The organism is Streptomyces camelliae (assembly GCF_027625935.1).
GTDB classification, from domain to species: Bacteria; Actinomycetota; Actinomycetes; order Streptomycetales; family Streptomycetaceae; genus Streptomyces; species Streptomyces camelliae.
In genome coordinates, this window is record NZ_CP115300.1 from 8,599,154 (window position 1) to 8,623,542 (window position 24,389).

Below are 24,389 nucleotides of genomic sequence, written 5' to 3' on the forward strand. Positions count from 1 at the left end.
GTGGGAACCGGGTGGTTGCGCGGGTCATGGCATGTTCCTGGCGGCGTGGGCTCGTTGCTGTGGGGGTTGTGCGAGGGCCGCTGCGAGTGTGGAGTGGGGTGCACGGCCCAGCAGTTGGCGCAGGTCACCGCCGGTGCGGGACATGAACCCGGCTGCGATGGCGGAGTAGGTGCCCACCAGCATCGGCACCTGGAACGGCTCGGCACCGGAAGCGGCCATGCGGGTGCGGGCCTGGGCGAGGGTCTCCGGCTCGTAGGTGACGTGCGGGCCGTGTGCGCGCGCCAGATCGGCGCCGCCGACGGCCTGCTCGCCGACGAGTTCATGGATGCGTCCCGCATGAGCGGGGGCGTCCACGGTCACGCGTGCCGCGACCTCGGCCAGATCCGCCCGTGCAGCGGCGGCCAGTTGGCCCTCTGCGAGCGGGGCAGTGATCCGCCCGTCGGTCGACGGCCCCGCGAGCCGGCCCAGCAACTCCGCGTACAGGCCATTGCGCAGGATCGTCCAGCCCATGGTGCCCTCCTGGAGCCGGCGCTCGGTCCAGCGGTGCGGCAGGGCGTAGGGAAGGTGATCGCCGTCAGCGGTCAGGCTCGTATACACGACATGCCTCACGCCGGCCTTCTCTGCGGCGTCGATGGCGGCGCTGTGCCGGGCGATGACGGTGTCGTCCTCGCCGTAGCCGGCGGAGATCAGCAGCAGCACATCCACACCCTCGAAGCCTCCGGCGAGGGTGCCGGGCTGGTCGAAGTCGATGCGGCGGACCGGCAGCGGGGCCTTGAGCTGCCGAGGGTCGCGCGTTCCGAGGATGGTGTCGTCGCGGTCGGCCAGCCGCTCGGCGATCAGCGTGCCCAGCGCGCCGGTGGCGCCGGTGACCAGGATCATCAGGGTCTCCCCGTTCCGGTAGGTTCTCTTCGGTAACCGGGATCATCCTGCGGTTTTGTGTCGGGGAGCGTAAGGAGGCACTTCCATGTCAGTGGGGCACACCGGGGTAACCACCGACCCGGTCGTCAGTTGCGGCGACGAGCACGAGGACTGCGGGATCCGCGAGGTGCTCGACCGGATCGGCGACAAATGGTCGGTCCTGGTCGTCGTCGAACTCGCCCAGGGAGTCCGCCGTTTCCGGCAGCTGCAGCGCGCCATCCCCGGCATCTCACAGCGCATGCTGACGCTCACCGTGCGCCGCCTGGAACGCGACGGCCTGGTCACCCGGACCGTGCACCCCACGGTGCCCCCGCAGGTCGAGTACGAGCTCACCACGATGGGCCACAGCCTCACCTATCTGGTCAAGGCCCTCGCGGACTGGTCAGCCCAACACCGCGACGCCATCGCGCAAGCACGCCAGACATGGGACGCCGAACACCCCGACTCCGGAATCCGGTGAACACGTGGGCGCCGGCACCTCACGGCGGGGACAGCTTGATCAACCCCCTCAACGAACTTCCGCGGGGCAGCACTAGGAGCCGGCGGAGGAGGCGTCGCGGGTCCCCCTGAGGTGGAGGTCGACGTAACGGGCGAGTGTCAGCCCGTCCTTCGGGTCGTCGGCTCGGAAGGCGATACGGCGGAGCAGGCCCACGCTGTCGAGCGTGACGCCTTCGCGGGCGAGGACGAAGACGAGGGCGAGGAAGGCGGACCGGGCGTTGCCGTCGGCGAAGGGATGGAAGAAGCAGACGTCGAGGTAGGCACGCGCGGCGCGGGCGGTCAAGGGGAGCGAACCGTCGCCCTCGGCGCTCTCGGCCAGACATGCGTCGAGGCGCGCACGGGTGTCCGGGGAGATGCCGTACCGCTCCCGGCCGCCCTTGGCGAAGGCGGGCAGGGTGCGGAACGCGGGCGGCCGTGCTGTCCCCAGGACGTGCTGCTGCCAGCCGCTGAGCAGCTCGACGTCGAGCGGGGCGCCCTGCGCCGCGTCGGCCCGGAGCCGTTCGAGCGCGGTGAGCAGGCCCTGCGCGCGGGCGGGGTCCACGGCGCCGTCGAAGGCGCGGATGTCCTCGGCCGCCCCGTCGCGCGACGGCGTCACCGGCGCGCCCCCGCCTCCGTCCGGGGCGTCCTGCCAGGCCACGGTCTCCCGTACGGCGAGCCACCGCTCCAGGTGGTCGCGCACCGGCGGCTCGGCGGACCCTGCCCCGTGCTCCGGCCGCAGCGTCCGCGAGAGCTGTTCCGCGACGTCGTCGACCACCACGGTGTCGGGGCCGATCCAGCTGAGGAACCGCCCGCCGATCGCCTGCCCGACCAGGTCGTCCGCGACGGCGGGGGCAACTCCCCAGCGGCTGAGGAACCATGTGAGCACCTGACGGCAGTGCGCGTACCACCCGCTGCCGCAGCCGGTGCGGTCCACCACCTGCAGGATCAGGTTCCGCGCGGCGCGCTCCCACAGGATCCGCTGATCCTCGATCCCGGCCAGTTCCAGCGGATACGCCTCGAACCGCTCGGCGAGGCTCTCCAACCACGCCCGCCACTCGCAGAGCGCCGCGACCACGCGCTCCAGCGTCCCCTCCGGGGTGACCATCGAGTGTCGCGGGCAGCACCAGTTCCCGACCGGGCCGCCGTCGAAGTCCCCTTCGTCATGCGCCCAGCGCCAGCCCAGGACCCACCGGCCGTAGCGCTCCGCCAAGGCGTACGACATCGCATCGGCCCAGAGCTTGCCCACGTCCCAGCTCCAGGCACTCATCGCCGGGTCGGTGACGGGGACGTCCGGGCGGACCGGAACGTGCCGGGCCGGACCCAGTGAGCGCACCTCCCGCGCCGCCGCGACGCTGTCGAAGGGATGACGGGCGGGATCCACCTCGTCCCAGCTCAGGTTACGAGGGCTCAGCTCTCTCAGCACGGCACAAGCGTGTCATGCCCACCCCGCGTCCGGGCAAGCGAGCGCGACGAGATGCTCCAGCTGCCGCGCCCTGCACGTACTTCCGGGTTCAGAGCGTGAGCAGTTCCTCAGGGACCCCGCCGAAGCCCCGCTTCCGGTCGACGAGATGGATTCCAGGATCCGGTGACACCGGTGCCCGGAGTGCCGGCCGCCCGGTTCCCGGCCCGCGTCGGCGGTGAGCCGGGCGACCTCGGAGTGCGGTGCGGTGCCCGTGAGTTCCGGGTCGCTCGCGAAGAACCGCTTGCCGGCCTCGAAGACCTCGGGCAGGTCGGCGCGCAGGCGCTGCTCGACCGGACCGATGTCGAGGACGAAGGTCCGGCCGAAGTCCGCCTCGTACGCGCGTGTTGTCGTCCTCCGCCATGGGCCCGGAGGCAGTCAGGCCGGATCACCGCCGACGACACGCCCGACCCGGCGGGCGGTGTCAGGGGTGCGCCGTGCAGTCGGCCGCCGCCCGCGGACCGTGGTCAGGACCGGTCCGACGGGGTGGCCGGGCGGTCCGCCGTGACGAGCCAGGCGGTGCTGCGGAGCAGGACCGTGCCGTCGGCCGTCTCGTGGGCGCGCAGGTGGTCGGTCAGGGTGTGGCGGGCGCGGTCCTGTGCCGTGCTGTCGGCCTGGTCCATCAGGTGGCGGCCGGGGCCGGTGCCGAGCAGGAACTCCGCCGCGTCCTCGGCTCCCTGCCCCCATTCCCCGTCCGCGTGTGCCTGCTCGACGGCGACGGCGGTGTAGCCGGAGATGGTGAGGACGTCGCGGATGCGGTCCGGGTCGGCCAGCGAGAACATGCCGGGCACTCCCGGCCTGCCCAGATCGCCGACCGGCAGGATGCCGCGCAGCGCGTTCACCGCCACCACCCAGCCGTTGAGCTCGGGTGCGGCCGGGAGAACGAAGGCCAGGCGGCCGCCGGGCGTCAGTGCCCGGCCGACGTTGGCGAAGGCAGCCACGGGGTCGGCGAAGAACATCACGCCGAAGCGGCTGATCGCCGCGTCGAAACCGCCTGCCTCGAAGGGGTGGACCTGTGCGTCGCCTTGCGTGAAGGAGACGTTGGCGATGCCCTCCCGCTCCGCGCGGGCCCGTGCCTCGTCCAGCATGGGGGCGGACAGATCGAGGCCCAGCGCGTGTCCTCGGGGTGCCCGGAGCGCGGCGAGACGTGTGGTCCGGCCGGAGCCGCAGCCGATGTCCAGGATCCGGTGGGTCGCGGTGATGGCCGCGGCGTCGAGCAGCGGGGCGTCGAAGCCCCCGTTCACGGCGTTCCAGCGGTCCTGGTGCCGGGCCCAGTGGGCGCCCTCGGGGCCGTTCCACGCGCGTGCCTGCTCGGTGTTGGCGACGTCGGACACGGATGCCTCCTGTGGTGGACGGCGGAGAATGGGCGTACGCCCAAACTGTATGGGCATACGCCCAAACCCGCAATGTCCATTACCATCACCGCAGTTGCGCGTCATGCGGACGGCGGCACGGAACGGAGGAGAGGCCCATGTCACCGCGCGGAGTGGCGACGCCGGACGTGCGCGAGCAGTTGTTCGCCGCCGCCGAGCGCGTCGTGGACAGGCACGGGCCCGGCGCCCTCACCAGCCGGGCCGTCACCACCGAGGCGGGCTGCGCCAAGGGGCTGTTGCACACGCACTTCGCGGGGATGGACGAGTTCGTGGCCGAGCTCTGCCTCGACCGCTTCGCGCGGACCGCCGCGCAGGCGGAGTCGCTCGTGGACCTGGCGGGGCGGAACACGGTGGCGGGGAATCTCGACGCCGTCGCCCGCGCGCTGTTCGACTACGGCGGCCTGGCGATATCGGGGCTCGCCATGGCCCGCCCCGGCAGCATGCTGCGGATCCGCGAGGCCTTGGAAGGCGGAGCGCCCGGCTTCGATGCGATCCAGCGGGCCGTCACGGGCTATCTCGGGGCCGAACAGAGGCTGGGCCGGGTGGCGGAGACCGTCGACCCGGCCACCGTGGCCCTCGCGGTCGTCGGCACCGCCCACCACCTGCTGATGACCAGCCGGCCGGGCACACCCGACCCCGGCCCCGCCATGACACGCCTGGTGAGCGCTTTGCTGGACGGCTAGCAGACCGCCCTGGCCTCGGCCACGACCGCAACTCGCTTGCCCGCCACGCCATGTGCGCGGCCGCCCCCGGTGAGCCCTCTTTCAGGCCGAGGGTGCCGAAGGGGAGTGTGAGGCTCGTCCGCCGGCCCCCGTGCGCAGGCCGTCCATGACCAGGTCGAGAAGGCGGGCGGCGCGCGGCTGCCAGTCGTCGTGCGGGCCCAGTTGCCAGAGGCCGGCGATGGCGAGGAAGAAGTCGTCCGCGGTGACCCCCGGCCGGATCGTGCCCGCTTCCTCGTTGGCGCGGAGCAGGAGTTCCGCCGCGGCGCTCACCGGTGTGTGGGGCGGCTTCGCCGGGCTGCCGGGGGCGCCCGTGGCCTGCCGGATGGCGTCGGCCAGTCCGGCCTTGGTCATGGCGAACTCGGCGAGCCGGTCCATCCAGGCGCGCAGGGCCTGATCCGGTGCCCGGGTCTGCAGCAGGTGGACCGCGGTGTCGGCGACCGCTTGCGTCTCGTGGCGGTAGATCTCCAGGACGAGTGATTCGCGGTTGGGGAAGTTCCGGTAGAACGTGCCCTGTCCGACCCCCGCCTTCTTGGCGATCGCGCTCAGCGGGGCGTCCGCGGACCGGGACAGTTCGACGAGCGCCACTTCCAGGATGCGCTCGCGGTTGCGCTGCGCGTCCGAGCGCCGGGGTGAGTCCTTCTGCTGCGGCACTCGTCCTCCTCAGGGGTCCGTGGCCGAAACCCCACACTTGCTAAGCGGACAGCTGTCCGTTACGTTTCCAGGTAGCGGACAGCTGTCCGGTTGTGTCCACCATAGCTGCGGACACGGTCCTGCGGCAGTCCGGCAGTCCCCCTGTCCGGTCCCAGCATCCCGCACGTCTGCTTCACCCCTTCCGTCTGTCCCGTACATACGAAAGAAGCGACTCATGGACCCATCGACGTCCAGTGTCATCACGTTGAAGATCAACGGCGCGACCCACACACTGCCCGTCGACCACCGCACCACCCTGCTCGACGCACTCCGTGAGCGCCTCGACCTCACCGGCACCAAGAAGGGCTGCGACCAGGGGCAGTGCGGGGCCTGCACCGTCCTGCTGGACGGACGCCGGGCGGTCGCCTGCCTGCAACTGGCCGTGGCGGCCGAGCACCGCGAGATCACCACCATCGAGGGCGTGGCCGACGGAGACACGCTGCACCCCGTCCAGCAGGCGTTCCTCGACCTGGACGGCTTCCAGTGCGGTTATTGCACCCCAGGACAGATCTGCTCGGCGATCGGAGTGATCGAGGAACACGCGGCGGGCTGGCCGAGCGCCGCCACCGAGGACGTCCGCCCCGAAGCGGGGCCGCCGTCCCTTACCGCTGAAGAGATCCGGGAGCGGATGAGCGGCAATCTGTGCCGCTGCGGCGCCTATGTGTCGATCGTGGAGGCGGTGGGCCGCGCGGCCCGGGTCCCAGCGGACCGAGGCCGTGCCGACGAGGTCGAGGAGGCCGTGGCATGAGGGAGTTCGGCTATCAGCGGGCGTCCGACGTCGCCGGAGCCGTCGCGCTGCTCGGCGCCGATCCGGACACCCGCTTCCTCGGCGGCGGCACCAACCTCGTCGACCTCATGAAGAGCGGTGTGGAGCGGCCCGCCCGGCTGGTCGACATCCGTGAACTCCCGCTCGACGACATCGAGTCCACGCCCGAGGGCGGCCTGCGCATCGGTGCCACCGTCACCAACGGCGACCTGGCCGCCCACCCCGAGGTCCGGCGCCGCTACCCCGCGCTCGCGCAAGCGGTGCTGGCGGGTGCGTCCGGCCAGCTGCGCAACATGGCCACGGTCGGCGGGAACCTGCTGCAGCGCACCCGGTGCGGCTACTTCACCGATGTCACCAAGCCCTGCAACAAGCGCGTCCCCGGCAGCGGTTGCCCCGCCGTCGAGGGCGAACACCACAACCACGCGATCCTGGGCGCATCCGATCACTGCGTCGCTGTACACCCCTCGGACATGGCCGTGGCCCTCACCGCCTTCGATGCCGTCGTCCGCTTCGAAACCCCGGACGGACCGGGGGAGTTGCCGCTCACCGACTTCTATCTGCCCGTCGGTGACACCCCGCACCTGGAGACCGCGCTGCCGCCGGGCGCGCTGATCACGCACGTCACGCTGCCGCCCGCCCCGGTCGCCGCCAACTCCCGCTATCGCAAGGTGCGTGAGCGTGCCTCCTACGCGTTCGCCCTCGGCTCCCTCGCCGCCGCGCTCGACGTCCGCGACGGCGTCGTACGCGACGCGCGCCTGGCCCTCGGTGCCGTGGCCTCCCGGCCGTGGCGGGCCGTGGCGGCCGAGCGGGTCCTGGCCGGTGCGCCGGCCGGCGCCGCGACCTACGAGGCCGCGGCGGACGCCGAGCTGGCGGCGGCACGGCCGCTGCCGCACAACGGCTACAAGGTGGACCTGATCCGCAATCTCGTGGTGGCCGTCCTGACCGAACTCGCCGAGGAGGCCGCCCGATGAGCACCCTCACCACCCCGACCTCCCTGCATACACCCGCCGTCGGCACGGCACACACCCGCATCGAGGGGCGCGACAAGGTCACCGGAGCCGCCCGCTACGCAGGAGAGGTGCCCTTCGCGAACCTCGCGTACGGCTGGCTGGTGCTGTCCACGGTCGCCCGCGGCCGCATCCGCGACCTCGACACCGACCCGGTCCTCGCCATGCCCGGTGTCCTCGCCGTCCTGGACCACCGCAACGCCCCCCGCCTCCATACCGACTACACCTCTCTGCTGGGCATGAGGCCCGACCTGACCTGCGCCGTCTTCCAGCACGACCGGGTGCCGTACCTGGGCTGGCCGGTGGCGCTGGTCGTGGCCGAGACGTCCGAGCAGGCCCGGGAGGCCGCCGAGGCGCTCGTGGTGCACTACGAACAGGAGCCCCACGACATCGAGTTCGGCGCCGAGCGCCCCGACGCCTACCCGGCGGCCGGGCACATGCCCGCGGTGACGGAGAAGGGCGACCTCGACGCCGAACTGGCCGCCTCGGCCGTCGTCGTGGACGCCGAGTACTCCACCCCCGAAGAGCATCACAACCCCATGGAGCCCCATGCGGCGACCGCCCACTGGGACGGCGGCAGGCTGGAGGTGATCGACTCCAATCAGGGTGCCACCTGGGTCGTCGGCGAACTCGCGAACCTCTTCTCGCTCGACCCCGCCTCGGTGCGCGTACGCTCCGAGCACGTCGGCGGCGGCTTCGGCAGCAAGGGCGTGCGCGCCCACCAGGTGGCCGCCGTGATGGCCGCGACCGTCCTCGGGCGGCCGGTGCGAGTGGTGCTGACCCGGCGTCAGATGTTCTCGCTGGCCGGCTACCGCAGCCCCACGGCCCAGCGCGTCCGGCTCGGTGCCGACGCCGACGGACATCTGCGCGCGCTGGAGCACCGCTCGGTCAGCCTCACCTCCACCGTGTACGAGTTCGTCGAGCCGAGTGCGGGGGTGGCCCGGGTGATGTACGACGCGGGCGCCCACCACACCGCCAACCGCGTCGTACGGCTCGACGTGCCGACCCCGACCTACATGCGCGCCCCGGGCGAGGCGCCGGGTTCGTTCGCGCTGGAGGCGGCGCTGGACGAGCTCGCCGAGAAGTGCGGGCTCGACCCGATCGAGCTGCGCCTGCGCAACGAACCCGACAAGGGCCCGGTCTCCGGGCTGCCGTTCGCCGGCCGCAATCTGGCCGCCTGCTTCCGGGAGGGCGCCCGCAGGTTCGGCTGGGCGGACCGGGACCCGCGCCCCGGGCTGCGCCGGGACGGCCGCTGGCTGCTCGGTACGGGCACGGCGGCGGCCTCCTTCCCGGCCGGCGCCCAGCCGTCCACCGCGACCGCCACCGCGCACCCGGACGGCACCTTCACCGTGCGGATCTCCGCGGCCGACATCGGCACCGGGGCTCGTACCGCACTCACCCTGGTCGCCGCCGACGCGCTGCGGACCGCTCCCGAGCGCGTCCGGGTGCGCATCGGCGACAGCGACTTCGGCCCCGCGATGATCGCGGGTGGTTCCATGGGCACCCGGTCCTGGTCCTGGGCCGTCCGGGTCGCGGCCGGTGATCTGCTGGAGCGGCTGGCCCTGGGCGACGGCATCCCGCCCCAGGGCATCACGGTCCGCTCGGACACCACCGAGGCCGTCGGGGCCCTCGCCGCCGCCGAACGGCACTCCTTCGGGGCGCAGTTCGCCGAGGTGGCGGTGGACGTCAGCACCGGCGAGGTACGGGTGCGGCGCATGCTCGGCATCTTCGCGGCGGGCCCTATCGTCAACCCGCTCACCGCACGGGGGCAGTTGCTGGGCGGCATGATCTGGGGCATCTCCATGGCCCTGCACGAGGAGGCCGTCCGGGACCGCGCCTCGGGCGGCCACGTCGGCGCCGACCTCGCCGGCTACCACGTGGCCACCCACGCCGACGTGCCCCGCATCGAGGCGGACTGGATCGAGGACACCGATCCCGACGACCCGGTCGGCATCAAGGGCATCGGCGAGGTCGGCATCGTCGGCGCCGCGGCCGCCGTCGCCAACGCGGTCTGGCACGCGACCGGCGTACGCCACCGCGCCCTGCCCATCCGGCCGGACCGGGTGCTGTCGGCCGCCAGGCAGAAGCCGACGGACGGGATCCGCCCGGCCGCCGCGGGGGCGCCGGATGCTTGACCTGGCCGAGGAGCTGGCCGGCTGGATCGAGGAGGGCCGGGAGTTCGCCGTCGCGACCGTGGTGGCCGTCGGCGGCAGCGCGCCGCGCGGACCCGGCGCCGCCCTCGCCGTCGACAGTGAGGGCACGGTCATCGGCTCGGTCTCCGGTGGCTGTGTGGAGGGCGCGGTGTACGACCTGTGCCGCGAGGCCCTGCGGAGCGGACAGAGCGTGCTCGAACGGTTCGGGTACAGCGACGAGGACGCCTTCGCCGTGGGCCTGACCTGCGGCGGGACGATCGAGGTGCTGATCGTGCCGATGACCGGCCGGGCACGGACGGTGCCGGCGGCGGCCCTGTCGGCCGCCGCCCGGCGCGAACCGCTCGCCCTCGCCCGGGTCGCCCGCGGCCCGGCCGAACTCCTCGGACGCGCCCTGCTGGTCCGGCCCGACGGCACCGGCGAGGGCGGTCTGGGCGGCCACCCGGACCTGGACCGGGTGGCGGCGGCCGAGGCTCGCGCCCTGCTGGAGGCGGGCCGCACCGGCGCGGTCGACCTGTCGGCGAGCGCGGCGGGATGGGGGTCCTCCCGGGCGGAGTCCGGGGGAGGCGCGCACTGCCCCGGCGGTCTCACCCTGCTGGTCGAGTCGAACGTGCCGCCCCCGCGCATGATCGTCTTCGGGGCCGTCGACTTCGCGGCGGCGCTGGTGCGGGCCGGTAAGTTCCTCGGCTATCACGTGACCGTCTGCGACGCCCGCCCGGTCTTCGCCACCCGGGGCCGCTTCCCCGAGGCGGACGAGGTGGTCGTCGACTGGCCGCACCGCTATCTGCGGCGCGCCGGGACCGACGCCCGCACGGTGCTGTGCGTGCTCACCCACGACGCGAAGTTCGACGTCCCCCTGCTGACGGCGGCCCTGCGGATGCCGGCGGCCTTCATCGGTGCGATGGGCTCGCGGCGCACCCACGAGGACCGCGCCCGGCGGCTGCGTTCGGAGGGCGTGACCGAAGCGGAACTGGCCAGACTGCGCTCGCCGATCGGCCTCGACCTCGGTGCCAGGACGCCGGAGGAGACCGCCCTGTCGATCGCGGCGGAGATCGTCGCCCTCCGGCGGGGCGGGACGGGGGCGCCGCTGACCGGGGCGAAGACACCGATCCACCGCGACGGCCGGGCAGGGGAGAGGCGGGCGGTGGCCTGAAGGAGTAGAATATTCATCGGCCGATGAATTAGGAACGGTGAAGCGCCGATGAATCACTGCTCTCGCGAAGGGCGGGACTGTCATGGAACAGACCACGTGCTGCATCGTGGGCGGCGGCCCTGCGGGCATGGTGCTCGCCCTGTTGCTGGCCCGGTCCGGTATCGACGTGACGGTGCTGGAGAAGCACGGTGACTTCCTGCGCGACTTCCGCGGCGACACCGTCCACCCCTCCACCCTGGCGCTGCTGGACGAACTCGGCCTGGCCGAGCGCTTCGCCCGGCTGCCGCAACGCCGGGTCCGCACCATGCGGCTGCCGGTCGGGCCCGGCCGGTCGACGGTCACGGTCGCGGACCTGTCCGTGCTGCCGGGCCCCTACAACTACGTGGCGATGGTGCCCCAGTGGGACCTGCTGGACCTGCTCGCGGACGAGGCCGGCCGCGAGCCGTCCTTCCACCTGCGGATGAACACGGAAGCGACCTCCTTCCTGGTCGAATCCGGACGCGTGACGGGGGTGCGCTACCGCACCTCCGACGGCCGCACCGGCGAGCTGCGCGCCCTGCTCACCGTCGCCTGCGACGGCCGCGGCTCACTGGCCCGCTCCCGGCCGGAACTGCGGCTGCGCCGCTTCTCCTGCCCGATGGACGCCTGGTGGTTCCGGCTGCCGCGCCGGGAAGGCGACCCGCAGGGACTGGTCGGCGCCGCCGGTGACCGCTTCCTCACCGCGATGATCGACCGCGGCGACTACTGGCAGTGCGCCGGACTCATCCCCAAGGGCACGGACAGCCGGCGCCGCGCCGCCGGCCTCGACCGGTTCCTGGCCGAGTTCACCGCCGCCGCCCCCTGGATGGCCGACCGCGTGCACGCCCTGCGCTCATGGGACGAGGTCAAGCTCCTCGACGTACGCCTGGACCGGCTGCGCCGCTGGCACCGGCCCGGCCTGCTGTGCATCGGCGACGCCGCGCACGCCATGTCCCCGGTCTTCGGTATCGGCATCAACCTCGCGGTGCAGGACGCCGTGGCCACCGCCCGGTACCTCACCGAGCCGCTGCGCCGGGGGAGCGTGGGCCTGCGCGACGTACGCCGTGTGCAGCGCCGCCGCCGTCCCGCCACGGTCGTCACCCAGGCCCTCCAGCGGGCGGCCCACGCGCGCGTCATCGCGCCCGTCCTGCGGGGCCGGCCACCGCTCGGCGGCGCGGAACGGGCTGAGCACATGGCGCACCTGGTGGCCGAGGCGCGCTGGATCCGCCGGATCCCCGCGTACTTCGTCGCCTACGGTGCCCTGCGGGAACGGCCACCGCGGACGGCGGTCCGCCGGACGCCGTCAGCGACCGCCGCGCCGCCGGGGTAGCCGGACGGTGCGGCCGAGGCGTCTGACGGCCGCTGCCGGGACGGACCTGTCCTGCCGACGCCGGGCTCGTCCGTCGCCACGGCAGACAGACGGAAACGGCCGAGGAGATGGCCGGCGAGGCCGGCGTGAAGCCTTGCGGCGCCGGCCCGCCCGGCCCCCCTGCCGGCGGGAGACCGCCCGGCCCCGACTCCTCCGGAGCTCCACGACAGGTTGCCGGCCGCCGACCCGTCACCGGTCGCACGTCTGAACCGAGCCGTCGTACGCAGCCACACCGACGGCGCGCCCGCCGGACACGCCGGCAGGCTCGTCCTCGGACCGGGGCCTCCTGGTCGTCCGAGAGCGTGATGGCCTGGACGGGACAGGCGCGGACGGCCTCCCACACCATCGGGTCCCCTCGGCCGTCCTCGCTGCCCGCGCGGACCACTCCGTAGCCGTCGTCGTCCTGGTCGAACACGGCAGGAGCGGTCGATGCACACGGCCCCGAACCGAGACAGAGACCGGAGTTGATCGATACCCGAGCCATCCCGCACTCCTGGACCGGAAACGGCCGACCCCATGCTCCAGGGACAGCCACGACACCTGGAGCACAGGGATCTTCGTCGGCGCATGGGGTGCGTTTCCCGCGGACGGGCGAGGACGTGTCGCTGTGCCTGGTCAGCCCGCCGGTGGTGGCTCTTCGCCGAAGACCCAGGGGGCCAGCACGATGTGCCAGCCGTCCGGATCCTCGAAGAGGACGGCGCCGTGGTCCGGCCAGTAGGGGTTCGCGGAGGGGACCGGGCTGTGCCCGGCCTCGGTCAGCCGCCGGACGGCGACGGAGACGGCTTCGGGGCCGCGGAGGTAGAGCACCAGCTGGTTCTCCGGGTGCGGCTCCGGAATGCGGGGCGGGTCGCCGTGCTGCAGGAGCTCCATGTGCACCGGGGTGCCCGGCAGACCGAGGACGACACCGTCGTAGCCCTGGTGATCACGCCACTGGGCGAGCACCGGCAGACCGAGGACGTCACGGTAGAAGACGAGGACGTCGTCGTACCTCGCGGTCGGCCGGGCGAAACGGACCGCTCCTACGTCGAGATGGCTGGGCCAGGAGTGAGACATGGGTCGATACTGGCACGGGTCCACGAGGGCGCGGATCGGCCGTTGGACGTACGCCTTGCGCCTGGGCTTGCTGCCCGGATCCGGTGTTCAGCGCATGTCCTCTCCGAAGCGTGCCGTGATCCACGCGGCGCCGCGCTCGGCCAGCGCGCGTCTGCGTCCCCAGCGGGAGCGGCGTGGGGCGGAGGGCAGAGGTCGTGTCTGCGGCGGGACGGCTGCCAGGGCGGCGAGGCGGCGGGCGGCGCGTGCCAGGTCCGCCTGCAGCCGTTGGTGTCGTTCGGCGGAACCCGCCCTCAATAACGCCGAATAGAGTCCCTCGATCTCGGCCACGGCAGCGCCCAGTCGCAGATTCGCATCGCGCACTCGCTGCATGTCCCCACGCGGCATGAACGCCCTTCCTTCCCCCGATGCCGAGGTTGCCCCGCCGGATTGAATTATTGCGCAACCCGGCAAGTGCCGCTTGCTCTTATGCCCCACCTCGCATGGGCGGTCACCAGCGTTCTCACCGACCCCTCACCCGACGGTCCTCGGAGCCGACGGAGTTCACAGCTGCGCCGTGTGGTCCGGGACGTAGGTCTGCAGATCGCGCGGCGGTCGCTCGTAGCCGGTCGACGGCGGGCGCTCGGGGAGCTCCAGCACCGGTGGGGGCACCTCGTGATAGGGGACGGACTCCAGCAGGTGGGCCATCATGTTCAGCCGCGCACGCTGCTTGTCGTCGCTCTCGACGATGTACCAGGGCGCCTCGGTGATGTCGGTGTGCACCATCATCTCGTCCTTCGCCCGGGAGTACGCCTCCCAGCGGGTGATCGACTCCAGGTCCATCGGCGACAGCTTCCAGCGCCTCAGCGGATCCTCCAGACGGCGCTGGAACCGCTCCTGCTGGACGGTGTCGCTCACCGAGAACCAGTACTTGCGCAGCAGGATCCCGTCCTCGACCAGCATCCGCTCGAAGATCGGGCACTGGCGCAGGAACAGCTGGTGCTCCTCCTTGGTGCAGAAACCCATGACACGCTCGACCCCGGCCCGGTTGTACCAGGACCGGTCGAAGAGCACGATCTCCCCGGCGGCCGGCAGATGCTCGACGTACCGCTGGAAGTACCACTGGGTGCGCTCGCGCTCCGTCGGCTTGGGCAGCGCCGCGATCCGGGCGATACGCGGGTTCAGGCGCTCGGTGACCCGCCGGATGGCGCCGCCCTTGCCGGCTGCGTCCCGGCCCTCGAAGACGACCACCAGCCGGGCGCCCTCGGCGCGGACCCACTCCTGCATCTTCGCCAACTCGGTCTGGAGGCGCTGGAGTTCGGCTTCGTACGTCTTGCGTGACAGTGGCTCCGCGTTCTTGTCCGTCATGTGTCCATTCTCCCCTCGGCCGCACGGGACGGCGAGAAAGCGTGCCGCCGGGTGGGCGGCACGCTCTCAAGGAGGTGTGGGACGGGGGGCGGAGATCGTCGCCCGGCCGGTTCAGCGCCGGCGCAGAGCCTCGCTGACCGTGGTGGACAGTTCGGTCCGGTCGGCGATGCCGAGGACGCGGTACGCCTGCGGGCCCTCGGCGGCGATGCGGACCTGGGCGAGCACCGGCTTGCCCGGCTTGACGCTCTTGAGCCCCGCGTCGTCGGAGACGACCTGGCAGCCGAGCTTCCGGGATGTGAGCTGTGCACCCGTGGCAGGCGGTGGTCTCGAACGTACCGGTCTCCTGGAGGCGACTGCCGGGCTGTGGACCGGCGAGGGAGCGGACCCCCAGACGATCGCCCCGCCCCTGGCCCGCGCGACCGGCCCCGTCCACCCCACATCCTGAACTCGCAGCGCTCGCAGGTCGGTTGACGTGCCGCACCTGACCGGTCGCAGCCGGAACGGCACGCCCCGTGCACAAGGCGGACGTCATGACCGGGCGCGGACTGAGACTCACGTCCCGGACGGCGGCAGCTGTGCGGCGGTGTGTTCCAGCAGCATCTCCAGTGCCGCCGGATTGGCGCTGTGCGGCATGCGGCGGGCCAGCAGGTGGGCCGTGGCGGCGATGTCGGGGTGCGACTCGGCGGGCAGCCGGGCGTAGGCGGTGTGCCACACCTCCTGGCCGCGGGCACCTGGTCCGGCAAGGGCGTCCTCGGCCCGGAAGCCCTGCCGCCCCGCCCCTTCCTCGACCTGCTCACCGAGTACGGCTCGCCCTGGGGACTGCGCGAGGAGGGCTGACCGCTCACGGGGTCCGGTTCAGCGGCCGAGCGCGTTCTTCAGCTCCTGCTTGGTCATCGAGGAGCGCCCGTGGATGTCACGCTTCCTGGCCTCCTCGTACAACTGGTCCTTCGTAGGGCCCTCCGCGCCGCTGTGCGAGCGCTGGCCACCGCGCTGGTACGCCGACTTCGGGTCGCGGATGGAGGTCTTGCTGGCGCTCTCGCTCTCGCCCGACCTGGCCCGTTGCTTGTTCACGGTCCGCGACGCGATCTCCTTGGCCCGCTTCGTGGACTCACCGCGCTCCTGCGCGCTCTTCTTGATGTGCTCGTACTGACGCTCACGCTTCGCGCTCGATCCGGCAGGCATGACAGCTCCTTTCTGCCGGATGCACGGGTACCCCTGGCAGCGGTCCCGTCACGCCGGCATCAGCTTCTGCCTGCGGGCTCGACGCGGATGACGATGGACTTCGTGGCAGGGGTGTTGCTGATCTCGGCCGTCGCGTCCAGTGCGACCAGCGTGTTCGCCTCCGGGTAGTAGGCGGCGGCGCAGCCGCGGGGCGTGGGATAGCGGACGGCGCGGAAGCCGGGCGCCCGGCGTTCGCCGTCGGGGTTGACGCTGACGAGGTCGACCAGGTCGCCGTCGTGGAGGTGGAGTTCGCGCAGGTCTTCCTGGTTGAGGAAGACGACCCGCCGCCCTCCGCTGATGCCGCGGTAACGGTCGTCGAAGCCGTAGACGGTGGTGTTGAACTGGTCGTGCGAGCGCACGGTCGTCAGCAGCAGGTGTCCCTCGGGTACCTCGGCCGCGGTCGGCGGGTTGACCGTGAAGTGCGCCTTGCCGCTGTCGGTGGGGAAGGTACGGGAGTCGCGCGGGGCGCGGGGGAGCATGAAGCCGCCGGGCTGCCGGACGCGCTCCTCGAAGGCGTGGAATCCGGGGACGACGTGCTCGATGTGGCGGCGGATCACCGCGTAGTCGTCGCGCATGGCACGCCAGCCGAGGTCGTCGCCGAACAGCGCACGGCCGAGGCCGGCGACGATCGCGACCTCGCTGCGCAGGTGCGGTGACCCGGGAGCGAGCCGTCCGTGCGAGGCGTGCACCATCGCCATGGTGTCCTCGACGGTGACGAACTGCTCGCCGGAGGCCTGCCGGTCGCGCTCCGTGCGGCCGAGGCAGGGCAGCAGCAGGGCCTCGGTGCCGTGGCAGAGATGGGACCGGTTCAGTTTGGTCGCGATGTGGACGGTGAGGGCGCAGTTGGCCAGCGCGGCCTCGGTGACCTGTGTGTCGGGGGTGGCCGAGGCGAAGTTGCCGCCGAGGCCGATGAAGACGTCGACCTCGCCGTCACGCATGGCCCGGATCGAGTCGACGGTGTCCAGGCCGTGGGCGCGGGGCGGGTCGAAGCCGAACTCGTCGCGGAGTCTGTCGAGGAACGCGTCCGGCATCCGCTCCCAGATGCCCATGGTGCGGTCGCCCTGGACGTTGCTGTGTCCGCGGATCGGGGCGGGCCCGGTGCCGGGGCGTCCGATGTTTCCGCGCAGCAGCAGGAAGTCGACGATCTCGCGGAGGGTGGCGACCGCGTTGCGGTGCTGGGTGAGGCCCATCGCCCAGCAGACGACCACCCGGTCGGCGGCGATCACCTCGTCGGCGACCGCCTCGATACGGCGCCGGGACAGACCGCTCAGCGTCTCGATCCGCGACCAGGCCAGGGCGCGCCAGGCGGCCACGGCGGCCTCGAAGCCGTCGCAGTACCGGTCGATGAAGTCGTGGTCGAGGACGGAGCCCGGCCGGGCGTCCTCCCGGTCGATCAGGGCCCGGTTCAGGCCCGCGAACAGGGCCAGGTCGCCGTTGACGCGCACCGGGAGGTGGCGGTCGGCGAGCCGTGTGCCCGGGCCGATCAGTCCGCGTGCGGTCTGTGGGTTGTGGAAGCGGCCGAAACCGGCTTCGGGGAGCGGGTTGGCGGCGATGATCCGGGCGCCGCGCCGTTTCGCCTGTTCCAGCGCGGTGAGCATACGGGGGTGGCTGGTGCCGGGGTTCTGGCCCACGATGATGATCAGGTCGGCGTGCTCGGTGATGTCGTCGTACGAGATCAGGCCCTTTCCGGCGCCGAGCGTCTCGGTCAGGGCCGCGCCGCTCGACTCGTGGCACATGTTCGAGCAGTCCGGCAGGTTGTTGGTGCCGAAGCGGCGCGCGAGCAGCTGGTAGAGGAAGGCCGCCTCGTTGCTCGTGCGGCCGCTGGTGTAGAAGACGGCGCGGTTCGGATCGTTCAGGTCACGCAGTCGGGCGGCGGTGAGTTCGAACGCGTCGTCCCAGGTGATGGGCGTGTAGTGGGCGGCACCGGGGGCGAGGTGCATCGGCTGGGCGAGCCGGCCCTGGGACTCCAGCCAGTGACCGTCCCGTTCCCGCAGCTCGGCCACGGAGTGCTCGGCGAAGAAGGTGGTGTCGACGCGTTTGCGGGTGGCCTCCCAGGCGATGGCCTTCACACCGTTCTCGCAGAACTCCGCGGCCTTGCGATGCTCCGGATCGGGCTCGCCCCACGCGCAGCTCGGGCAGTCGAATCCGTCGACGTGGTTCACCGACAGCAGCGTCAGCAGACTCCGTCTCGGCCCCATCTCCGCGAGGGAGTAGCGCGCGGATTCGGCGATGCCGTGCACGCCGACGCTGGACCTCCGGGGGCCCGAGGCGCGCGTGCCGCTCGGCTCGGTCGGTTGCTCAGCCATGGCTGCCTCCGTCGCCCATGCTGCCACGTCTGCCCGCGTGGGCCACTGGAGCCGAGGACCGGCCGGCCAGGGGCATCAGGCCCGGGTTCCGACGGTCGGCCCGGCGGCGGTCCTGCGGTGCTTCCGGTGCGGACGACGGTGGTGTGCCACTCCGCCGGCCGCCATGGCCATGCCGAGACAGAAGATGAGCGCCAGCGCGAGGCCCGAGCAGAAGAGGGCGAGCGGGCCGAGGGTGGCGATGTCGTGGCCGAGCACCGACACGGTCTGGCCCGCGCCGCCCGACAGGTTGTCGCTGATCGCCAGGGCCGTGAAGGCGGCCGTCCCGGCGATGAGGAGCAGTCCGAGGAACAGCATCCGATTCATCTCCTCAAGAAGTTGTCATTGAGACGAGTACCGGCTACCGGGTACCTGATACCTGCCGCCGTCAGGCGACCCGGAACTTCTCGGCCTCGCCCGTCCGCAGGGTCAGCCCGTGTCCGAGGCCCTGCTCCGGCTGGACCGTCCCTCCTGTCGGGTCCAGCGCGCCGTCGAAGAACATCGACTCGATCCGCACATGGTCGTGGAACCACTCGATGTGCCGGAGGTTGGGAATCGAGGCCGACACGGCGGCATGGGCGTGCGGCGCGCAGTGGGCGGAGACCTCCAGCCCGTGGGCCTGGGCCAGGGCGGCGGCCCGCAAGAACTCGGTGATGCCGCCGCAGCGTGTCGCGTCGATCTGGAGACAGTCCACGGCATGTGCCGCGATCATGCGCGCGAAGTAGGGCAGGTCGTACCCGTATTCACCGGCGGTCACGTCGCACGGCAGGGTGTCGCGGAGCAGCCGCAGACCGGCCAGGTCGTCCGAGGAGACGGGCTCCTCGAACCAGCGGACGTCGTACTCGGCGAGCCCGTCCCCGATCCGCAGCGCCTGTTTGCGGGAGTAGGCGCCGTTGGCGTCGACGTACAGCTCGGCCTCGGGACCGATGGCCCGGCGGGCGGTACGTACCCGGGAGAGGTCCCACTGGGTCTCGTGGCCCCAGCCCCCGCCGATTTTGATCTTGACGCGGGGAATGCGCTGGCGGTGCACCCAGTCGTCGACCTGCTCGGCGAGCCGCCGGTCGTGATAGGTCGTGAACCCGCCGCTGCCGTACACCGCGACCCGTGTGCGGGCCGCGCCCAGGAGACTGACGAGGGGCAGGCCCAGGAGCCGCGCCTTGAGGTCCCACAGGGCGATGTCCAGCGCCGAGATCGCGCACGCCGTGATCCCGGGGCGGCCCGCGTTCCGCACCGACCTGCACATCGCGTCGTGCAGAGCCGGGATGTCCAGCGCGTCATGGCCCTCGACCAGGGGAGCGAGGTGCTCGCCGAGCATGAGTCCGACGGCGGCCGGGCCGTACGTCCAGCCCGTGCCGGTGGCGTCGCCGGCCGTGACCTCGGCGATCACCATGGTCGTCGAGTCCCACGACAGCGTGCCGTCCGCCTCGGGGGCGTCGGTCGGCACCGTGTACACGGACACGGCGGGTCGGCTGAGTTTCATCGCGTACCTGACCGGAACTGACGTCAGTCGCGAGCGAGCTGCGGCAGCACCTTTGTGCGGTAGAAGTCGAAGAATCCACGTTGGTCGGGGCCGATCTGAGTGACGTAGACCCGGTCGAATCCGGCCTCCGCGAAGGCGTTCAGTGCGGCAAGATGGGCGTCGACGTCGTCCCCGCACACCACGTTCTCGCGGACCATCCTCTCCGTGACGAGCGGCTCCAGCTGTTCGAAGTGGCGAGGCGAGGGCAGTATCTGGCCCATTTCGCCGGGCAGCAGTTCGTTGAACCACAGCCGGCGAGCCGTGCGCACCGCTTCGTCCCGGTCAGGGCCGTAACAGACCTTGGTGCCGCCGCTGATCACCTTGCCGGCGCCACCGTCCTTCAGGAACTGGGACACCAGTGATTCGTCGGGCATCATCGTGATGTAGCCGTCGCCGACGCGTGCGGCGAGCCGGGTCGACCGGGGGCCGAAGCCGGAGACGTCGATGGGCACCGGTTCGTCGGGGACCGTGTAGAGGCGGGCGTTCTCCACCGTGTAGTGGGGGCCGTAGTGGCTGACCTCCTCGCCGGAGAACAGCCGGCGCATCACCTGGATCGCTTCCTCCAGCATCTCCAGCCGCACACTCGCGGGCGGCCACGGCCCGCCGAGAACATGCTCGTTGAGCGCCTCACCCGAGCCGACACCCAGCCGGAAGCGACCGCCCGTCATCGTCGCGCAGGTCGCTGCGGCCTGCGCCACGACCGCCGGATGGATCCGCAGGGAGGGACAGGTGACGGCGGTCTCCACGGGCAGTGACACCGCTTCGGAGAGCGCGCCGATCAACGCCCAGACGAAGGGGCTGTGGCCCTGGGCGTCGTTCCACGGGTGATAGTGGTCGGAGATCCACAGTGACCGGAAGCCGGCCTGTTCGGCGGCCCTGGCCTGTTCGATCAGGTCGCCCGGACCGAATTCCTCGCACGAGAGGAAATATCCGTATTCGGGCATACGCATTCACCTCCACCACCGGGAGCGAAGCCATGTCCCCTTTCGGGTAACCGGCGTGCGGGGGCGGAAACAGCAAAAGCGTGCTCCGGGGGCACTTCCTTCCCGGAGCACACATGCTCCGCACCAGGAATCCCAGGAGCCACATGAGGAGAACCATCCCCCTCACCTGAACCTCCTGAGTACGGGTTTCCCCGAATGCCACGATCAGGCATGATCACGGCGGAGGCTCACCCGTGACCGGCGGCGAGCGCGCGGCGGCCGGTACACCGTCAGGGCCTCGGGCAGTTTCTCCAGCGTCACCGTGCCGTCCACACCGGTGACTTCGCCGTCGTGGGCGAGGAGCGTGCCCGGCGGCAGTCCCGTCACGGTCAGCCGGTCCCGCTGGACCGCCGCGTGGCTCCGGGAGCGGCTGAGCGGGCCCGCGACAGCGGCGGCGAGCAGCCGCAGCGCCGGGTGCCGTCCCCCGTGCACCACCCGTACATCGAGCCGTCCGTCCGCCAGATCGTCCCGGTGGCCCGGGTCCAGACCCCTGCGGCGGTAGATGCCGTTCCCGGCGTACAGCAGCCACAACGGGCGGACACAGCCGTCGAGTTCGGCCGTCAGCGGGTGCCGGCCGGCCCGCAGGACGTGCAGGGCCGCGAGCACCCCGGCCGGCCAGCCGCCGATCCGGTGCGACCAGCGGTCGCGCTCGCGCACCAGCTCCGGATACACGCCCAGGCTGCAGTTGTTGAGGAAGAGACCCCGCGTGCCGCCGGAGGTGAACCGTCCCACGTCCACGCGCACCGCATGGCCGCGCGCCAGAGCCCGGCCGAGATCTCGTACGCCTTCCACGCCCAGGTCCCGGGCGAAGTGGTTGAGTGTGCCCCCGGGCAGGACGGCGAGCGGCAGGCCCCGGCGGACGGCCACCTCGGCCGCCGCGTTCACGGTGCCGTCGCCGCCGCATACGCCGAGCACCCGGGCGCGCGCCGTCGCCCTGTCCAACTCGGCCCGCAGTCGGGACGGTTCGCAGAGCACGACCTCCGCCTCCGGCAGGACGGCCTGGAGAGCGCGGACGGACTCCGCACGGCCGGCGGCGGTGTTGGCCACGACCACCAGACCCGCCCCGTCGGGCAGCACGGGCGCCTCGGCGCGGCTCCGGGCCGCCGGGCCGGCCGCGGCCCGCGCCGGTACGACCGCCTGGACGGCGAGGGCGGCGCCCGCCCCCAGCACCGCGCCCGCGAGGACGTCACCGGGGAAGTGGACGCCGGTGTAGACGCGGGACAGGGCGACCGAGAAGGCGACCGGGGCGACGGCGGCACCCCAGCGGGGCGACTCCAGCGCGACCCCGGCCGCGAAGGCGGCGGCGGACGCCGAGTGGCCCGAGGGGAAGGAGGTGGTGATCGGCCGGCGCTTCAGCTGCCGGACGAGCGGGACGACGTCCAGCGCGGGGCGCGGGCGGCGTACCGAGCGTTTGCCGATCGTGTTGATGGTCAGCGAGGCCACCGTCAGGGAGGCGAGGCCCCGCGCGGCGGCACGCCGGGCACGCGGAGTGCCGCTCCCGGCGATGGCCGCGGCCGTGGCGAACCACAGGACGCCATGGTCGGCGGCGCGGCTGAGCCGGGGCAGGACGCGTTCGGCGGCGGGCCAGTGCAGGGCCGCGGCCGTGTCGAACAGCCGCCGGTCCTGCGCGAGCAGCAGCGCGACGGGTCCGCGTCCGCCGGGACGCGGTGCGGTGAGGCCGGCATCCCGTGTCATGCGGAACCGAGTGCCCGCCCGCGTCCGCGCCATGCGCGCGGACAGAAGCCACGGTGGGTCACGGCCGGGCACCTGTACGTTGCCCCGACGCGAGGGGTTTACGGCCCAGGCCCAGGGGCAGAGGACAAACAGAGTGTTTCGGACAGGAGGCACATCCGTGGGAGCGACGACTTCGTCGCCCGGATGCGGCCGTCCGAAACACGGTCGCAAGTCCACGGTGATCGTTCATCCCTCGCAAGAGAGGTGCGACGCACCATGCGAACCCGTACAAGCGCGCAGCACCATCCGCATGACGACGCCCCCGATACCGAGCAGGCCTTCCGCCGGCTCGCCGCGCTGCCCCCGGGACACCAGCGCGACGTACTCCGTGAGGAGCTGGTGGAGGCCTGGCTGCCCATGGCCGATCGGATCGCGGGGCGGTTCCGCAGCCGTGGCGAGAGCTTCGAGGACCTGCGCCAGGTCGCGGCCCTCGGACTGGTCAAGGCGGTCGACCGCTACGACCCCGAGCGCGGCCACGCCTTCGAGAGTTACGCCGTTCCGACGGTGACCGGAGAGATCAAGCGGCACTTCCGCGACCACATGTGGACCGTGCATGTGCCGCGCCGGGTCCAGGACCTGCGCAACCGCGTGCGCACCGCCTGCCAGGACCTGTCCCGGAGCACCTCGGACCACTTGCCCAGCGTGCGCGAGATCGCCGAGGAGGCCGATCTGAGCGAGGAGGACGTCCAGGTCGGGCTGGAGGCACTGGAGAGCTTCAGCGCGCTGTCCCTCGACGCGGAGGTCCCCGGCAGCGACGACGGCTACTCGCTCGCCGACGCACTGGGCGCCTGTGACCCGGCCCTCGACACCGTCGTGGACCGCGAGGCCGTCAAGCCCCGTCTGGAGGCCCTGCCCGAGCGTGAACGCACCATCCTGTACATGAGGTTCTTCAAGGACATGACCCAGAGCCACATCGCTGAGCAGCTCGGCATCTCGCAGATGCACGTCTCCCGGTTGATCAACCGCTGCTGCCACCAACTGCGCGACGAGGTCCTGCAGGACATCGGCTAGCAGCACCGCAGTCACCGAAGCCGGTGCCGGGCCACAGCCACGGCGCCCGCCGTGGCGGCGAGCCCGGCGAGGGCGAGCGCGTCGTGATGGCGTGAGGCCCACGCCTGCGGCGCGCGCGGCGCGGCCCGCTCGTCGAAGCGGCCGTGCGCACCGAAGTCCCGCCCGTCGCCGCCGTCCACCGGCTGCCACAGGTTGTCGGGAAGGCCGGACGGCATGGGCTCGTCGGTCATCTGGGAGTCGTAGCCGGTACGGGCGAGGTAGCGGTCGAGCAGCCCGGGTGCCACGGCGTTGGCGAGCAGCGTGCCCACGGTGCTCGCGCCGACCCAGTACTCACGCCGGCGCGGATGATCGGCCGCGTACAGCACGGCCCGGGCGGCCACCTCGGGCTGGTAGACCGGCGGTACGGGCTGCGGCCGGCGCGGCATCCGGGCCGACGACCACTCGAACTGGGGAGTGTTCAGCGCGGGCAGCTGGACCATGGTGACCGACACCCCGCTGCGGTGGTGCAGGAGCTCGCAGCGCAGCGCCTCGTTCCAGCCCTGGATCGCGTGCTTGGCACCGCAGTACGGGGACTGCAGGGGGATGCCGCGGTAGGCGAGCGCCGAGCCGACCTGCACGACGGCACCGTGGCCGCGCGGCAGCATCCGGCGCAGCGCGGCCTGTGTGCCGTACACGTACCCGAGGTAGCAGACCTCGGTGACCCGGCGGAACTCGTCCGCGCCGATGTCGGTGAACTCGGCGAACACCGTGGTGAGGGCGTCGTTGACCCAGATGTCTATCGGACCGAGTTCGCGTTCGGCCCGCGTGGCCGCCTCCTCCACCGCGCGGGGGTCGGCCACGTCCGCCTCCAGGGGCAGTGCCGTACCGCCCGCGCGGCGCACCTCCTCGGCCACCGCGTCCAGCCCGGCCCGGCCGCGCGCCACGAGTGCCACCCGGTCTCCTCGTGCGGCGAACGCCCGGGCGGTGGCCCGGCCGACGCCTCCGCTGGCGCCCGTGACCACGACGACCTGCGGGCTGCGCGACGTACGAGCGGACCGCCGGAACATGAGCGCTGCCTTTCGCTTCGCCGACGTCACCCGG

At 72.3% G+C, this 24,389-nt stretch carries 23 protein-coding genes and 2 pseudogenes; 9 read left to right on the forward strand and 16 right to left on the reverse strand.

Annotated elements, in window-relative coordinates:
* Positions 1-24: 24 nt before the first annotated feature.
* Positions 25-879 (reverse strand): NAD(P)H-binding protein, encoded by an 855-nt coding sequence (locus tag O1G22_RS39495; RefSeq protein WP_270085711.1) that lies wholly within the window; start codon positions 877-879, stop codon positions 25-27.
* A gap of 85 nt (positions 880-964) precedes the next feature.
* Here O1G22_RS39495 and O1G22_RS39500 point away from each other — a divergent pair, with 85 nt between their 5' ends.
* Entirely contained in the window at positions 965-1,378 is a 414-nt protein-coding gene (locus O1G22_RS39500; RefSeq protein WP_270085712.1) for a winged helix-turn-helix transcriptional regulator, read from the forward strand.
* Positions 1,379-1,450: 72 nt separating this feature from the next.
* Here O1G22_RS39500 and O1G22_RS39505 read toward each other — a convergent pair whose 3' ends face one another.
* The 3 genes and pseudogenes from O1G22_RS39505 to O1G22_RS39510 form a co-directional block, all read right to left on the reverse strand.
* Complete coding sequence (locus tag O1G22_RS39505) at positions 1,451-2,818, reverse strand: Fic family protein (RefSeq protein ID WP_270085713.1); 1,368 nt, start codon at positions 2,816-2,818, stop codon at positions 1,451-1,453.
* An 88-nt stretch (positions 2,819-2,906) separates the two neighbouring features.
* Positions 2,907-3,193 (reverse strand): annotated as a pseudogene (locus tag O1G22_RS44595) (M24 family metallopeptidase); the annotation flags it as partial.
* 128 nt (positions 3,194-3,321) lie between these two features.
* Positions 3,322-4,188 carry a class I SAM-dependent methyltransferase gene (locus O1G22_RS39510; protein WP_270085714.1) on the reverse strand — a complete coding sequence of 289 codons (867 nt, stop codon included), beginning with the start codon at positions 4,186-4,188 and terminating at the stop codon, positions 3,322-3,324.
* Between the two features lie 137 nt (positions 4,189-4,325).
* Here O1G22_RS39510 and O1G22_RS39515 point away from each other — a divergent pair, with 137 nt between their 5' ends.
* Positions 4,326-4,910 carry a TetR/AcrR family transcriptional regulator gene (locus tag O1G22_RS39515; RefSeq protein WP_270085715.1) on the forward strand — a complete coding sequence of 195 codons (585 nt, stop codon included), beginning with the start codon at positions 4,326-4,328 and terminating at the stop codon, positions 4,908-4,910.
* 81 nt (positions 4,911-4,991) lie between these two features.
* On the opposite strand, the gene O1G22_RS39520 is transcribed toward O1G22_RS39515, so the two are convergent.
* Positions 4,992-5,600: a TetR/AcrR family transcriptional regulator gene (locus O1G22_RS39520; RefSeq protein ID WP_270085716.1), complete on the reverse strand. Its 609-nt coding sequence runs from the start codon at positions 5,598-5,600 to the stop codon at positions 4,992-4,994.
* A gap of 214 nt (positions 5,601-5,814) precedes the next feature.
* Here O1G22_RS39520 and O1G22_RS39525 point away from each other — a divergent pair, with 214 nt between their 5' ends.
* The 5 genes from O1G22_RS39525 (at position 5,815) to O1G22_RS39545 (ending at position 12,063) form a co-directional block, all read left to right on the forward strand.
* Positions 5,815-6,387, forward strand: coding sequence for a (2Fe-2S)-binding protein (locus O1G22_RS39525; protein ID WP_270085717.1), 573 nt, complete (start codon positions 5,815-5,817; stop codon positions 6,385-6,387).
* A complete protein-coding gene (locus O1G22_RS39530; protein WP_270085718.1) occupies positions 6,384-7,376 on the forward strand; it encodes an FAD binding domain-containing protein in 993 nt (330 codons plus the stop codon). Before O1G22_RS39525 ends, O1G22_RS39530 begins: the two co-directional genes overlap by 4 nt.
* Positions 7,373-9,547 (forward strand): xanthine dehydrogenase family protein molybdopterin-binding subunit, encoded by a 2,175-nt coding sequence (locus tag O1G22_RS39535; protein WP_270085719.1) that lies wholly within the window; start codon positions 7,373-7,375, stop codon positions 9,545-9,547. Before O1G22_RS39530 ends, O1G22_RS39535 begins: the two co-directional genes overlap by 4 nt.
* Positions 9,540-10,715 (forward strand): XdhC family protein, encoded by a 1,176-nt coding sequence (locus O1G22_RS39540; protein WP_270085720.1) that lies wholly within the window; start codon positions 9,540-9,542, stop codon positions 10,713-10,715. Before O1G22_RS39535 ends, O1G22_RS39540 begins: the two co-directional genes overlap by 8 nt.
* 82 nt (positions 10,716-10,797) lie before the next feature.
* Positions 10,798-12,063, forward strand: coding sequence for an FAD-dependent oxidoreductase (locus O1G22_RS39545; protein WP_270085721.1), 1,266 nt, complete (start codon positions 10,798-10,800; stop codon positions 12,061-12,063).
* A 352-nt stretch (positions 12,064-12,415) separates the two neighbouring features.
* Here the strand turns inward: O1G22_RS39545 and O1G22_RS39550 are convergent.
* The 4 genes and pseudogenes from O1G22_RS39550 to O1G22_RS39570 all read right to left on the reverse strand — a co-directional run.
* Positions 12,416-12,586 (reverse strand): annotated as a pseudogene (locus O1G22_RS39550) (ferredoxin); the annotation flags it as partial.
* A 131-nt stretch (positions 12,587-12,717) separates the two neighbouring features.
* Positions 12,718-13,155, reverse strand: a complete 438-nt coding sequence (locus tag O1G22_RS39555) for a VOC family protein (RefSeq protein ID WP_270085722.1) — start codon at positions 13,153-13,155, stop codon at positions 12,718-12,720.
* 540 nt (positions 13,156-13,695) lie between these two features.
* Positions 13,696-14,499 carry a polyphosphate kinase 2 gene (gene ppk2, locus O1G22_RS39560; RefSeq protein WP_270085723.1) on the reverse strand — a complete coding sequence of 268 codons (804 nt, stop codon included), beginning with the start codon at positions 14,497-14,499 and terminating at the stop codon, positions 13,696-13,698.
* 552 nt (positions 14,500-15,051) lie between these two features.
* The gene (locus O1G22_RS39570; protein ID WP_270085724.1) at positions 15,052-15,213 is read right to left on the reverse strand and encodes a hypothetical protein; all 162 of its coding nucleotides are present in this window, start codon (positions 15,211-15,213) and stop codon (positions 15,052-15,054) included.
* On the opposite strand from O1G22_RS39570, the gene O1G22_RS39575 reads away from it, so the two are divergent.
* A complete protein-coding gene (locus O1G22_RS39575; protein ID WP_270086710.1) occupies positions 15,205-15,336 on the forward strand; it encodes a hypothetical protein in 132 nt (43 codons plus the stop codon). The genes O1G22_RS39570 and O1G22_RS39575 overlap by 9 nt on opposite strands.
* Before the next feature lie 18 nt (positions 15,337-15,354).
* Here O1G22_RS39575 and O1G22_RS39580 read toward each other — a convergent pair whose 3' ends face one another.
* The 6 genes from O1G22_RS39580 to O1G22_RS39605 form a co-directional block, all read right to left on the reverse strand.
* The gene (locus O1G22_RS39580; RefSeq protein WP_270085725.1) at positions 15,355-15,681 is read right to left on the reverse strand and encodes a plasmid stabilization protein; all 327 of its coding nucleotides are present in this window, start codon (positions 15,679-15,681) and stop codon (positions 15,355-15,357) included.
* 59 nt (positions 15,682-15,740) lie between these two features.
* A complete protein-coding gene (locus O1G22_RS39585; protein ID WP_270085726.1) occupies positions 15,741-18,026 on the reverse strand; it encodes an FdhF/YdeP family oxidoreductase in 2,286 nt (761 codons plus the stop codon).
* Positions 18,027-18,101: 75 nt separating this feature from the next.
* Positions 18,102-18,380 (reverse strand): hypothetical protein, encoded by a 279-nt coding sequence (locus tag O1G22_RS39590; RefSeq protein ID WP_270085727.1) that lies wholly within the window; start codon positions 18,378-18,380, stop codon positions 18,102-18,104.
* 70 nt (positions 18,381-18,450) lie between these two features.
* Positions 18,451-19,542, reverse strand: coding sequence for an enolase C-terminal domain-like protein (locus O1G22_RS39595; protein WP_270085728.1), 1,092 nt, complete (start codon positions 19,540-19,542; stop codon positions 18,451-18,453).
* 23 nt (positions 19,543-19,565) lie between these two features.
* Positions 19,566-20,525, reverse strand: coding sequence for an LLM class F420-dependent oxidoreductase (locus tag O1G22_RS39600; protein ID WP_270085729.1), 960 nt, complete (start codon positions 20,523-20,525; stop codon positions 19,566-19,568).
* A 204-nt stretch (positions 20,526-20,729) separates the two neighbouring features.
* The gene (locus O1G22_RS39605; protein WP_270085730.1) at positions 20,730-22,259 is read right to left on the reverse strand and encodes a bifunctional phosphatase PAP2/diacylglycerol kinase family protein; all 1,530 of its coding nucleotides are present in this window, start codon (positions 22,257-22,259) and stop codon (positions 20,730-20,732) included.
* A gap of 255 nt (positions 22,260-22,514) precedes the next feature.
* On the opposite strand from O1G22_RS39605, the gene O1G22_RS39610 reads away from it, so the two are divergent.
* Entirely contained in the window at positions 22,515-23,309 is a 795-nt protein-coding gene (locus tag O1G22_RS39610) for an RNA polymerase sigma factor SigF (RefSeq protein ID WP_270085731.1), read from the forward strand.
* Between the two features lie 11 nt (positions 23,310-23,320).
* On the opposite strand, the gene O1G22_RS39615 is transcribed toward O1G22_RS39610, so the two are convergent.
* Positions 23,321-24,355: an SDR family oxidoreductase gene (locus tag O1G22_RS39615; RefSeq protein ID WP_270085732.1), complete on the reverse strand. Its 1,035-nt coding sequence runs from the start codon at positions 24,353-24,355 to the stop codon at positions 23,321-23,323.
* Positions 24,356-24,389: the final 34 nt, after the last annotated feature.